We start from the raw sequence: 12989 nt of genomic DNA, 5'->3' as shown, positions 1-12989 counted from the left end.
GCCGCGCCACGACCCGATGGACCGCCTGATCGAGGCCGCGCTCGGCGAGCGCGGCCTCGATTTCGTTGGCGAAGGCCATTGGTTGATCGCCGAAGCTGCTTTTTTAATTTAGTCCTTTTTGAGATTGAGACTGAAGTAACCAGCCACTACTGCTAGCGCTCCGCCGGGAGCTAGTATTGAAGCCGTCGCAGGTTCGCATACTTGATAAAGAAGCATTAGAGTTCCGAAAGCAATAGGTGCCGAGGCTGCAAGCGGCTTTAAGCCGGCGACCATTAAATGTCCTGTATCAGCGCAGAATGAAAATACTAAGCTGGATAGTTTTCGAACTAATTTAATTTTATTTTTCGGCACCGTTCCGGATTGAGCGCTAGAAATTAGATCGCTTAATGCCGATTCGAGTTCAGCAAGTTTTGCGATGTTATCAAGATCGTTTTGATCGCTGCCCCCGTTGTGAAGTCTCCACTTCATTTCAGAAAGGAGGTGTCTGACGCCTTCGCGCGCGGAAATTGCATCTTCTAATATCGCGCGTGCTTTGACATGGGGATCCGGCCGATGAGAATGCAATTCTCGCCCAGCACTAGCAGGTGGGGTATGACTTTTCGGTCGAAACAGCTTTGAATTTTCGTATGCTCTTTCGAATGCCGCGTTGATAATATGATCTGCTGTCAAAAGATCGTCTGAAAAGTACTCAATTCCATAGGATATATCTTTGACAAATTGGTCGGCGTCTTTGTGGCTGCTCTGAATGATATATATCATGCTGGACAGGTACTTGTTGATGTCGAAGTCTCGCTGGCTGGCATCTCGAAATACTACGCATATCTCCCCCGGGCCAATGAGTGACAAAAAGACATTATTATTTGGAAAAATCCGGAGAGTTTCTGCGATTTCTCGCACCTTCAACTCGGACTTGCGTACCCCAAGTTCGGTCTTGATAGTCGCGAGTCCAGGTATGACAATTCCGGCAACCGCCGATATTGTCCCATTTGACATTCTTTCGAAGTTGGCTGAATCAATAGCATCTATAGTGAGCTGCCTATTTGGCAAGCCCGTCGCCGCGTCATAGCGCGCGAGCTTGCTTAATCTATTGGCGCTTTCACGAGCGGAGGTTATGTCAGACATAACGCCTAGGTAGCCGAGCAAATCGCCTTTACTATTGAATCGCGGATTTCCTGATATTTCTACCCAAGTCTCGCCCGAGGACCGTACAACCGGTAAGATTAAATCTTGAAATCTCTCATTTTTTATAAATGCGTCTGCTAAATCTCTGAGACCTGTTGAAAAGTTTCCAGAGTGCCAACATTGTCCCGCAGCCGCCTCTAGCAGTAGCTTACCCGATAACGTGTCGCTTTCGAAGAAATCACGCATTTTCCTTGAGGGGTTTACGATCCTCCGCTGGTCGTCGGTTTCCCAAAGCCAGTCGCTATCCCCGGACGTTTCACGAAGAAGCAGGCTGATGACCTCTTCCGGGTCAGGTCGACTGGATTTCTTTCGGGCGTTCTTAAATTCCATCATCCACGTCTAAATCTGCGAAGCTGTAAGTAAATAGTTATCACTGTAGGAGGGGCAGGAAGAGCCCCTATCCCGAGTTTGCCAATCTCGGGGAGCATTCAAAGTCTCGACCTCGCTCCGGAACAAAAATAGAACTTTCCTACAGCCCCCGTTCCGGCATACCTAACCGGTCCTCTGCATCACATCAGCAAAGGACCGGCAGACATGAACGCTTTCACCACGCCAGAACCGGCGCCCTACGACCCCGCGACCTTCAACCACGCCGCCTTCCACGAACTCGAACCCGGCGTGCCCGATGCCCAGCGGTATGACGGCTGGACCCCCGAAAAGCAGAAGCGCTTCCTCACCGCTCTCGCGCGCGGGCATAATGTGACCAAGGCGTGCGCCATCGTCGGCATGTCGCGCCAGACCGCCTATGCCCTGCGCGACAGCGCGCGCGGCGCGGCGTTCGCGCTGGGGTGGAAGGCGGCTCAGCTGCGCAGCCGCGACTGCCTCGCCGACGAACTGATGGACCGCGCCTTCAACGGCGTGCGTGAATCCGTCACCGGCGATAATGGCAGCATCACCACCCGCCACCGCTACGACAACCAACTGGCGTGGAAGATGCTGAACCGGCTCGACAAGCGCGCCGACGCCGCCTGCACCGATACCGACGCCGCCGCCGTGCGGCTCGCCGCGGCGGACTTCGAACAATTTCTCGATCTGGTCGAACAATCGGCGGCACCGGGCCGCGCCGGCCTGTTCCTCGCCGCGCGTTTCGGTGCGGCGGGGGTGGCGAGCGAGGACGACCTCGCCCCGATCCGCACGCTCGCCCGCGCCGATCGCTGGTTGCGCACCCATGTCGACGACAGCGCCGCCGTCCCCGCCACCGACCTCGACCCCGCCGACCGCGCTCGCTGGACCGACGAACAATGGCGCCGCGCCGAAGCCATCGGCCTCGTCGCGCTCGCCTCCGAAGCCCCGCCAGAGGAACAGCCTGACAGCTCGTCCGACACACGCGATTCTTGTCAGGATCGTCTGGACAGTGACGAGACTGCGCCCCCCATCTGGTGGTGCGACGAGCGTAACGCCTGGCGCACCAGCTTCCCGCCGCCCCATGATTTCCACGGCTTCGACGAAGGCATCCCCGGCACCGACGACTATGAGCGCGACCTGACCGAGGAAGAGGAAGAAGCCATCGAAGCCGAAGAGGACGCCAAACTCGAACCGCTCATCGCCGCCGGCGACGCCGCCCGCGAAGCCTGGCTAGCCAAATGCCGCGCGGCGGCGGGGGAGGCTAACAATCCTCCCCCGCCAGGGGGAGGTGGCGCGCATAGCGCGACGGAGGGGGAGGAAGGGAAACCGCCCGAGGCTCCATCCAATTCCTCCCCGGAACGGGGAGGGGGACCGCGACGCGAAGCGGCGGGGTGGAGGGGGCCCGAGGCAAGGGAAGCCGGTGCCTCGGGCCCCCTCCACCAGCCTGCGGCTGGTCCCCCTCCCCGTGCCGGGGAGGATTGATAACCCCTTGAGCCTTTCGCCCCACCCGCCATAACGGAGGAATGCTGCTCCCAGACACGCCGCTCCACCCGTTCGAACGCGGCCAGCTCAATGCGATGCGCTTCACCGCCGCCGTCTTCTGGACGATCGCGACGCTCGTCTCGTTCGGCCCCGGCATCGGCCTCGACATCGCGTTCGACTGGTTCCCCTTCTGGGCGCCGCCCGCGGTCATCGCGCCGATCGGCCTGTGGTCCGTCCTCTACGCCGCGCCCAAGCAATGGGCGCGCTGGGGCTGGGCATGGACGGGGAAGGAACTGCACGTCGCCTCTGGCTGGCTCGCCCGCCGCCACACCATCGTCCCCGCCGCGCGCGTCCAGCATATCGACGTGACGCAGGGACCGGTCGAGCGGATGTTTGGCGTCGCCACCTTGGTCCTCCACACCGCGGGGACCGCCAACAGCGAAGTGCATCTCCCCGGCATCGCCCGCGAAACCGCCGAGGAGATCCGCGACGCGATCCGCGACCAGCTCACGGTCGACCCATGGTGAGCGAGGAGGTGAACGAGCCGCTGGCCGAGCCGGAGGCGCTTGAGGACCACGAACCCCGCCGCGTCCATCCCGGCACGATCGGCATCTGGTTCCTCAAAAAGGCGCCCCAGAATGTCGTCGGCCTGCCCGCGCTGATCGGCATCACTTCGGGCCGCGGATTTGGCTGGATTTTGCTGGCGGCGGGGGTGGTCGGCGCGCTCAGTCTGGTGTGGACCTGGATCAACTGGCGGCGCCTCACCTATGCCGTCACCGACAGCGAACTGGTGATCGAACGCGGCCTGTTGAACCGAACCCGCCGCTCGATCCCGCTGGAGCGCATTCAGGACGTCGGCATCGAACAGGGGCCCTTGTCCCGCATCTTCGGCCTCGCCGAAGTCCGCGTCGAAACCGGCGGCGGCGACAAGGACGAAGCGGTGCTGGACAGCGTCACCCTGTCCGAAGCCGCCAGACTGCGCGGAGCCCTGAGAGGGGCACCGGTGAAGCGGGCCAGTGTCGGCCTCGATCTGCCGATCGAGGACACGCTGACCGACGTATTCGCAATGACGCCCCAGCGCGTGTTGCTGCTGGGCCTGTTCAGCTTCTCGCTGGTCTGGATCGCCGCTTTGGCCACCGGCATCCAGTTCCTCGGCGATGCCTTGGGCTTCGGCTGGGACGAAGTCGCCGACATGGCGAAAAGCGCCCAGGGTGAGGTGCAGAGCCGGTTGAACTACTCCACCGGCTTCGGCCTGTTCGGGCTGGTGGTGGTGCTGGGCGTGATCACCGGGGTGGCCCGGACGGTACTGCGCGAATGGAACTTCAAACTACGCGCCGGGATCGGCCGTTTCCGCCGGACAAGGGGCTTGCTGACCCGCAGCGAAGTGGTCGTGGCGATGCGCCGCATCCAGCTCGCCCTGATCCAGCGCGGCCCGTTCCGCGGCCTACTCGGATGGAATGCCCTGAGTGTTCAAACACTTGGCGGCAGCAACGACCCCAGCGGCCGCCAGGTCATGGCCCCGCTGGCCCGCGATTACGAAGTGGCAGGAATCGTCGACCGAGCCGGACTACCCCCGTTCGAAAGGCTCCCCCTCCGCCCCGTAGCCCCGGCCCACATCCTCCGAACCTTGGTGCTGGCGATCCCTCTGCCACTAGCAGTCATCGCCGCAGCACTGCTCCTAACCCCCTTCGCCTGGCTAGGCCTGATCCTGACGCTCCCGCCAGTCCTCACCGCCCTCCTCCAACGCCGCTACCACCGCTACGCCCTCCGCAGCGCCAGCCTGCAAGTGATGAGAGGGGTATTGGCCCAGCGCGACTGGATCGTTCCGGTAGAGAATGTCCAGGTCGTGACCCTCCGTCAGGGCCTGATCCAGCGCTGGCTGGGGCTGGTAACCGTCGAAGTCGACACCGCCGGAGCCGGAATGGGAGCAACCCCCGCCGTCGTCGATGTCGCTTTGGAGGACGGAGCAACGCTAGCCCGCGACCTCGCCGCAGGAATCAGTTGATGGCCGGGGTAGGGGATGGCGTCGGCGCAGCCTTCCGCCGCACCCCGCTCAGCACCTCCGGCGTTGTCGAAGGAACCGGCGCCGGGGCAACCGCAGCCGCAGCCGGCGTCCGCCGCATACATTGGATCGGGCTAGGCCGCTTGAACTCGCCGCAATTCCACAGCGCCTTGCCGAACCCCTGATCCTTGTCCCGAAGGTAGCTAAACGACATCGCGTCGATCTGCGCCGGTGTCAGGCTGGCCCCCACCGCCGGGACCTTGGCCCGATCGGTCCAGCCCAGAAACTTGCAATAGGCCCGCTCACCACAGGTCCGGATCGCCAACGCCGCAAAGGCATCCGCCCCCATCGCCTTGTCGAGTGCGACATGAAAACTGTCACCCCCCGCCGCCACCGGCTTGGGCACCGCGGACTCCGGAATGGTATCCGGGTCCAGCATAGCCGCCGGATCGACAACCCCGGCCAGTGCAACCTCGCCACCGCCATGAAAGGACGACAGCGCCGCCAGCTTCGCCACCACCGGCTCGGCCCCGGCATAACCGCGGCGAAAGGCAGGCGGCGTGCCCCACCAGCCGGTCCAGCGGAAGAAGAGGTGCGTGTTCACCTCGGCCACCTTGTCCAGGCTCGAGCTCCAATAGGGCACGACCCAGTCGGTATGATAATGCGTCGAATGTCCGACCTTGGCAAAGACCGACCCGGTCAGCGCCTGCCGCGCAATCGTCTGCGCGCGACCCCAGGCGGCGGGGGAGGGGGTGCGCCGCAACGCCCCGTCACAGGTGAAGGTGAACTGGCAGCCGGTGCGCCGCTCCTGCCCCTGAAACACCACGCCGCACACCGATTTGGGGAAGGCGGGGTGGCGCATCCGGTTGAGCACGACCTGCGCTACCGCCCGCTGGCCGACCGGATCGTCGCCCGCTTCATACCAGGTCGCGGCGGCCAAGCAGTCGACCGCCCGCCCGAAATCGTCCGCGGCGGCGTCGAGGATCAGCGGGTGCGCCGCCGGATTGGGCGCGGTGGAAAAGGGGATGGCAGCGTTGAACGTCCGCGCATCGTCCATCGACAGCGCGGCGAGGCGCACCGGCTCGACCTCGGGCACTTCGGCTTGGGGCACGACCCGCTTGGGCCTTGAGATTTCGGCGAGCACGGGCGCAGCGGACGGAGGCGGCGCGCGCAGCACGACCGCCAGCGGTCCGGCAACGACTGCCAGCGCAATCGCTGCGAGCGCGGCCCACAATCCGGGAGTGGGCCGGAGCGGCGATGCCAGAGCGGGAGAGGGGGTCACTAGGGCGCGCGGTCCTTCAGCGGCGACAAACCAGCGGCGCTGGCAGTCGTCCCCTTACCCCAACTGGTGCGCGCAGGGAACCTCCTCCCGCTCCTCTGCTGAGGCCGGCGGGATGGTCGAATCCGGTGCTCAGTTCAGGGCCAGAAGCCCGTCGCCTCGCACAGGTCCCACTGGTCCGCGACCCTGACTCGGCAGCTGCTGTCGATCGCATTGCAGCGCGCATATTCGCGCTCATAGCGTTTGAAGCAGTTTTCCAGAGCCCTGGCCTGCGGAGCGCCCGCAGGTTTGACATTGGTCTGGACCAGTCGCGCATCGACGGCGATCGCCGCCGGTGCCGCGACGGAGACCATTTGAGCCCCCGCAGCACGCACCGCCGACGTCTTTTCGCTGCCGAACACCGCCGGCCACGCCAGAAAAATTGCCAGCATCACGCTGACACAGATCATTGCATTACGCACGATTTCCCCCCGGAATCCGTGTACCCCGACTCGGACAGCTTATCCGGATTGGGACAGAATGCGAGTCATTACGCCTCGGGAAGGAAGTCCGGAACGCTCAGATAGCGCTCACCTGTATCATAATTGAACCCTAGCACCCGCGAACCGGCTGGAAGGTCGCCCAGCTTCTTCGCAATCGCCGCCAGAGTCGCGCCAGACGAGATGCCGATCAGCATCCCTTCCTCACGCGCCGCGCGGCGGGCGAATTCCTTCGCATCGGCGGCATCGACCTGAATCGCGCCATCGATCGAGTCGGTATGCAGGTTCTTCGGCACGAAGCCGGCGCCGATGCCCTGGATCGGATGCGGGCCCGGCTGGCCACCCGAAATGACCGGCGACAGTTCCGGCTCGACCGCGAACACCTTGAGCGACGGCCAGTGCTTCTTCAGCGTCTCGGCAACCCCGGTGATGTGGCCGCCGGTGCCGACGCCAGTGATGATCGCATCGAGCGGCGTGTCGGCGAAGTCCTTGAGGATTTCCTGCGCTGTCGTGCGGACATGGACATCGACATTGGCCGGGTTCTCGAACTGCTGCGGCATCCACGCACCCGGCGTCGACTCGACGATCTCGATCGCTCGCTCGATCGCGCCCTTCATCCCCTTTTCGCGTGGGGTGAGGTCGAAGCTGGCGCCATAGGCCAGCATCAGGCGGCGGCGCTCGATGCTCATGCTCTCGGGCATCACCAGTACCAGCTTGTAGCCCTTGACCGCCGCGACCATCGCCAGGCCGACGCCGGTGTTGCCACTGGTCGGCTCGACGATCGTGCCACCGGGCGTCAGGCTGCCATCGGCCTCCGCCGCCTCGATCATCGCCAGCGCGATGCGGTCCTTGATCGACCCGCCGGGATTGGTGCGCTCCGACTTGATCCAGACCTCGGCATCGGGGAACAGCCGGGCCACGCGGATGTGTGGGGTGTTGCCGATCGTTTCGAGGATCGAGTTCGCCTTCATGCCTTGATCTCCTCTGGCGGGGAATTGTCCAACGATGCGGGCGGATCGAAGGTCCGCGCGCGCCGCAATTCGGGAAAGATACGCGCCCACAGCGCGGTTACCAAGATGGCTGCAATGCCGCCGCCCACAGTCGCGATAACCGGACCGATCAGGGAGGCGAGAAAGCCCGATCGCGCCTCACCCAATTCGTTCGAGCTTGAGATGAACAGGGTCGAGACCGATCCGACCCGCCCGCGCATCGTATCGGGCGTATGCAGCTGGATCAGCGAGGAGCGGACATAGACCGAGATCATGTCGAATGCGCCCAGCGCGATCAGCGCGACGATCGATACCAGCACTGCCGGGGCAAGTTCGCTGCCGATCATTTCTGGCCCGAACCAGCGGGTCATTAACGGCCCGGCCCAGCCAAATACCGTCGTCGCGATACCGAAGCCGATCACGGCCCACAGCATCTTGACCCCGACATTGGTCTTGAGCGGCCGCCACGACAGCACCACTGCCACCGCCACCGCGCCTACCGCCGGCGCTGCGCGCAGATGGCCGAGGCCATCGGCGCCGATCATCAGAACGTCGCGGGCGTAGATTGGGAGCATTGCGGTGGCGCCCCCCAAAAGCACTGCGAACATGTCGAGGGAGATCGCGCCGAGGATCAGGCGGTTGCGGCGGACATAGTGCAGCCCTTCGATCATTTGCATCAGCGGATTGCCGATGCGGGCAATCGTGCTGCGCACCACCGGCGTCACCAGCATCATCATCAGGAAGGATACGCCGAACAATGCGGTCGCGACCCAATAGGGCGCCGCTGGCCCGACCGCGTAGAGATAGCCGCCCATCGCCGGGCCGCCGATCGACCCGACCTGCCACGCCAGCGCACTCAACGCGATGGCGGTGGGCAGTGAGGCGGCGGGGACGAGATTGGGGGCCAGCGCCTGCTGCGCCGGGCTGATGAACGCGCGGGCAACGCCGAGCAAGGCGGCGATACCGAACAAGGCGGGCAGGGTGATGGTGTCGGTCTGGGTCAGCCAGGCCAGCGCGGCGGCACAACCCAGCTCCAGCGCGATCGCCGCCCGCACGATCCAGCGGCGGTCGAGCCGATCAGCGACCCAGCCAGTAACGAGGGTAAGCGCAAGCAGCGGGAGAAACTGCACCAACCCGACAAAGCCGAGCTGCATCGCTGCTTCGCGGATGCCCATCGTCTCACGGGCGATGTCATAAACCTGCCAGCCAATGACGACCACCATCGACAGTCCGGCCAGTGTCGAGGCGAGGCGGGCGATCCAGTAGGCGCGGTAATTATGGATCGAAAAGGGGTGGGCGGCCATGCGTTCCTGTCCGGCCGCCCATCCCGATGATCAGCGGATCAGCCGGCCTGTAGAGGCTGGATATCCGATCGCGCAATGAAGGATTCATTGCCTCCGCTGCGCGCCGGGTTGCCGAGGAAGGTGAGAAGATCGCGGGTCAGGCGATCGCTCTCGGTCGCGAATAGCCCGTGCGGCGCGCCGTCATATTCGACCAGCTGTGCGTTCGCGATTCCAGCTGCTGCCTTCCGACCCGTGGCGCCGATCGGCACCGTCGCGTCGGCGGTGCCGTGCAGCACCAGGGTCGGCACGTTGAAGGCCGAAAGGTCGCCGCGGAAGTCGGTAAATCCAAACGCCTTTGCGCATTCGACCGTTGACCGCAGGCTCGCCTGCATCGCCAGCCCCCATGCCCAGTCGAGTACTTCCTGCGACACCGGGTGCGAGATCAACCCGACGCCAAAGAAGCTGCGGAAGAAGTCAGCGAAGAAGGCCGGGCGATCCTCATTGATCCCCTGAACGATCTTTTCGAGTTCCGCCTTCGGAACGCCATCGGGATTGTCGTCGGCCTGCGGCAGATACGGGACCACCGATCCGACCAGCGCCGCCGACACGACGCCCTTGCCGCGATGCCGCGACATATAGCGTGCGACTTCGCCGCCACCCATTGAGAAGCCGACAAGGCTGACATCCTCGGTCGCGCCGGTCGCCTGCATCACATCTACAAGATCGTCGGTGAGCGAGTCATAGTCGTAGCCCGACCAGGGCTGTCCAGAGCGCCCGAACCCGCGCCGATCATAGGCGACCACCCGGAACCCGGCTTCGGCCAAAGCCACTGCCTGCGGATCCCAGCTGTCGGCAGATAGCGGCCAGCCGTGGATGAGGATGACGGGACGGCCGCCGCCGTCCCAATCCTTGACGAACAGGTCCACGCCATCGCGCGTTTTGATATAGCTCATGGAAGGTCCTCCGGGTCAGGCGAGCGAGACGTCGGCGACCTTGTCCTTATAGTCTTCCTTCGGATCGGCACCGAGCATCATCTTGAGGCCCGCAAACAGGCTATTCTCGTTCAGCCAGATCTGGCCATGTTCGGTGTCGAGGCGGAGCAGCTGCAGCTTCGGATCGTCCTTGCCGCCTTCGTACCAGGCGGCGACGAAGGGATTCCACAGCCGGTCGATCATCGCGCGGTCATTGTCGGCGACGAGACTTCCGTGGATCGTCGCCCACAGGTCATGCCCCTTCGACACGAAATGCGCCATCGCGCGGTTACCCTCGGTCAGGCCCTGGACGATGCCATTGTCCTTGGTCGTGAAGAACCAGATCGGGCCGCCATGCTGGTCGTCTTCACGCAGCGCGGTCATCGGCTGGGCATGGCCGTCGCGCACGCCATCAAGGCCAAGGAAAAGGGTGCGGTCGCTGTCGAGCGCTTTCCAGAATTTTTCGGCGAGTTCCTGAGGGTTCGACATGGGGGTGCTCCTATCTGATGAGTTGGAGCGGGGAACGGACGGCGCCGCGATGCGGTTCCGTGGACGTCGCGACGTGGTTCGACGCCCAGCCGAAGCGAGAGGGCGGCAAACGCGTTTCAGCAATGCGGCATGGCTTCACCAGCGGTGAAGCGGATCTAACCCAGATCCTGCGCCTGCGCGCGGTAGCGGATGTAGGCGGTGCCCGGCTGACGCATCGGAAATCCCGACTGGGCCAGTCGCCCGATCAACTGACGCGCCCGATAGGCAAGCGCGCTGCGGCCATCGTTGGCGCGGGCGTCATCGACCGGGCGCAGCGCTGCGCCGCTACGCGTCAAGAACCCGCTATCGACCAGCGCATCGATGTTGCGCGAGGTCGTTGCATAGGGAAGGCCAAGGATGCGCGCGGCGGTGCTGGTGCGGATCACCGGATCGCTCGCACGGTCCGCGCCCGCATGGGCCGCCCGACGCTGCGCCCATTCAATCGCGAGCAGCAGCGCCAGGCGGGTGAAATTCTCCTCGCGCCGCCCGTGGCTCTCGACCGCCGCGAGCATCAGGTCGAGCGCGATGCCGATCCCCGATCGCGGATCATAGGCGATGTCAGGCGCGGGCGACGGTAGTGTGAGGCCATCGCCTGCCAGATCCTCGATCAGGCGCACCAGCAGGTCGTGGCACGTGTCGGTGAGGCGCGCGACGCGCGGCTCGATGATCGCCTCGGTCGTAACCGACAGCCCGTTGGGCGAACGCAGGATCAGCGCCTCGTCGATCAGTGCGTTGGCATGCCGCCGGGTCGTTTCGAACGGCCGGCCGAGCGAGGCGGCGAGCGCGTTGATACTCACCGGACGTTTGCGCCCCGGCGTCTGGTCGAACGGGCCACAGGCGCGTGCAGTCGCGGCAAACAGGATCGCGCTGTTGAGATTGCCGAATGCGTCCAGAGCGTGCGCCATGGCCGACACGGCGAACGTGAGGACGTGCAGGTCGAACGCTGCCCCTTCGAGCGGAGGCGAGGCCGGCTGGAGGACTCTGGCCTCAGCCAACATGGCCTTGGACCACTTCCAAGCACATCAAGTCTCGACGCAACAAAATAGCAACTTCCCCCAAAGCGGAGGGAAGTAAGAGCGCTCTGCGCCACGGGTGCAACGCGTCTGCTACTCATTTTGCGCGCGTTGTCGGGCCGGGATCGGGAAATCCGGCGACTTGCGACCTGAAAGCCACAAATGGGGGCAGCATGGCGGCGCGCACCTCGCAGTTACTTGCCGCCATCACGCCGGCGACGCACCCATATCGGATCGAGAGTGCAGCTTTGATTTGAACCGGGGCGCGGCGCGCGCCACGCCCCGGTCCGGAGTCAGGCATAGGCAGAGTGGCGCACCGGGACCGGCGGCAGGCGGTTGCCGAGCCCGCCGAGCGGGCCAACCACCAGCCCCCGCATCGGCTGCCAGAAGGCCGACAGCGTGAGCAGCGCCGATCCGATCACCAAAGCCGTCAGCGCCGCGCCCAGCTCGACCGCGCCCGCCGTCTGGAGCAGCGCGTACATGGCGTAGAGGACATAAGCGAGGCTGGAGACGAGCAACGCGCGGCGATCAACGGCAAGCGCGACGATCGCGAAGCCGACATAAAGCAGCAGCACGACCGCAGCCATGCCCGGCTGGACCGCGCCGTCGAAGATGCCGAGCATGCGGAAGATCGGATGTGCGATCATCGGTGCCGCTGCGAGATGCAGCCAGAAGGCAACATCGGCGCGGCGCGTCTTGCGCTCGCGATCCGACATGTCCCAGCGCATCGCGAACAGGAACATCAGCACGCCGCCGCCCAGCACGATCGGCATCGCCCAATCCTGCGCCGTGGGGATGGCGATCATGATCAGCGCGATCATCACGCCGATAACCGCGACGGCCCCCGCAGCCACGGTGATCGGCACCATGAAGCGCCGCCAGTGCAGCCATGCCGCTCCAGCCGTCGCGATGCCCACGGTCGCGGCAATTGCGGCGCCGACCTGACGCTGCAGCGTTTCGTTGTCGTTGCCGACATAGCGTTCGAGCAACTCGACATTGACCGCGACGATGCCCACCAGCGTGGCCGCGATCCCGCCGACAAAGGCGAGCAGCAGCAGGATGCTGGGCAGTGCCATGCGGCGGACGCGCGTGAAATATTCGGCCAGCCCCCAGGCCAGCGCCGCCACCGCGACGCCACCAAACCAGGGCTTGATCTCGCCGCCGATCTTGGCGACCGCGACCAGCATCAGGGCCGCCGCGATGGCGACGAAGATGTCGTTGAACCCGGTCAGCAGCCGGAAAGGCTCTTCATCCGCGATCGGCGCAGAGCGCATCGACGCGATATGGTCGCGGAACGCGGCGGCGGCCTCCGGGCTGATCGCCCCGGCCTCCACCGCGCTGTTGAGATCGACTTCGCTGTACATGGCAGTCCCTCCTGTGCCGGGGAGACTGCCATAAGTGTATTAGTGTTGCAATACGCTGTTGCGCGGGCTTTT

12 protein-coding genes are annotated in these 12989 nt (G+C 64.4%); 3 read left to right on the top strand and 9 right to left on the bottom strand.

Annotated elements, in window-relative coordinates:
• Positions 1-108 precede the first annotated feature (108 nt).
• On the bottom strand, positions 109-1512 hold the full coding sequence (locus K9B35_RS14045) for a sensor domain-containing diguanylate cyclase (protein ID WP_224922511.1): 1404 nt from the start codon (positions 1510-1512) through the stop codon (positions 109-111).
• 204 nt (positions 1513-1716) lie between these two features.
• Between K9B35_RS14045 and K9B35_RS14040 the strand changes: the two genes are divergently transcribed.
• Genes K9B35_RS14040 through K9B35_RS14030 form a run of 3 tightly spaced genes read left to right on the top strand, consistent with a single transcriptional unit; the run spans position 1717 to position 5014 of the window.
• Positions 1717-3009, top strand: coding sequence for a hypothetical protein (locus tag K9B35_RS14040; RefSeq protein WP_224922506.1), 1293 nt, complete (start codon positions 1717-1719; stop codon positions 3007-3009).
• Positions 3010-3050: 41 nt separating this feature from the next.
• Positions 3051-3536 carry a PH domain-containing protein gene (locus tag K9B35_RS14035; protein WP_224922504.1) on the top strand — a complete coding sequence of 162 codons (486 nt, stop codon included), beginning with the start codon at positions 3051-3053 and terminating at the stop codon, positions 3534-3536.
• An 8-nt stretch (positions 3537-3544) separates the two neighbouring features.
• Positions 3545-5014, top strand: a complete 1470-nt coding sequence (locus K9B35_RS14030; protein ID WP_224922502.1) for a PH domain-containing protein — start codon at positions 3545-3547, stop codon at positions 5012-5014.
• Here K9B35_RS14030 and K9B35_RS14025 read toward each other — a convergent pair.
• From K9B35_RS14025 to K9B35_RS13990, 8 genes are all read right to left on the bottom strand, one after another.
• Positions 5007-6245 (bottom strand): cell wall hydrolase, encoded by a 1239-nt coding sequence (locus K9B35_RS14025; protein ID WP_224922501.1) that lies wholly within the window; start codon positions 6243-6245, stop codon positions 5007-5009. The genes K9B35_RS14030 and K9B35_RS14025 overlap by 8 nt on opposite strands.
• A gap of 182 nt (positions 6246-6427) precedes the next feature.
• A complete protein-coding gene (locus K9B35_RS14020) occupies positions 6428-6751 on the bottom strand; it encodes a hypothetical protein (protein WP_224922499.1) in 324 nt (107 codons plus the stop codon).
• A 68-nt stretch (positions 6752-6819) separates the two neighbouring features.
• The gene (gene cysK, locus K9B35_RS14015) at positions 6820-7740 is read right to left on the bottom strand and encodes a cysteine synthase A (protein WP_224922497.1); all 921 of its coding nucleotides are present in this window, start codon (positions 7738-7740) and stop codon (positions 6820-6822) included.
• Positions 7737-9062, bottom strand: coding sequence for an MFS transporter (locus tag K9B35_RS14010; protein WP_224922495.1), 1326 nt, complete (start codon positions 9060-9062; stop codon positions 7737-7739). The genes cysK and K9B35_RS14010 overlap by 4 nt, the downstream gene beginning before the upstream one ends.
• Positions 9063-9100: 38 nt before the next feature.
• On the bottom strand, positions 9101-9994 hold the full coding sequence (locus tag K9B35_RS14005; protein ID WP_224922493.1) for an alpha/beta fold hydrolase: 894 nt from the start codon (positions 9992-9994) through the stop codon (positions 9101-9103).
• A gap of 15 nt (positions 9995-10009) precedes the next feature.
• Positions 10010-10501, bottom strand: coding sequence for a pyridoxamine 5'-phosphate oxidase family protein (locus K9B35_RS14000; RefSeq protein ID WP_224922491.1), 492 nt, complete (start codon positions 10499-10501; stop codon positions 10010-10012).
• Positions 10502-10656: 155 nt separating this feature from the next.
• Complete coding sequence (locus K9B35_RS13995) at positions 10657-11445, bottom strand: hypothetical protein (RefSeq protein WP_224922490.1); 789 nt, start codon at positions 11443-11445, stop codon at positions 10657-10659.
• A 401-nt stretch (positions 11446-11846) separates the two neighbouring features.
• Positions 11847-12917: a hypothetical protein gene (locus K9B35_RS13990; RefSeq protein ID WP_224922488.1), complete on the bottom strand. Its 1071-nt coding sequence runs from the start codon at positions 12915-12917 to the stop codon at positions 11847-11849.
• Positions 12918-12989: the final 72 nt, after the last annotated feature.

Source organism: Sphingomonas sp. R647 (assembly GCF_020177055.1).
In the GTDB taxonomy this organism is placed as follows: Bacteria; Pseudomonadota; Alphaproteobacteria; order Sphingomonadales; family Sphingomonadaceae; genus Sphingomonas.
Note: the sequence above shows the minus strand (reverse complement) of the source record. Positions and strands in the feature narration are given on the sequence as shown.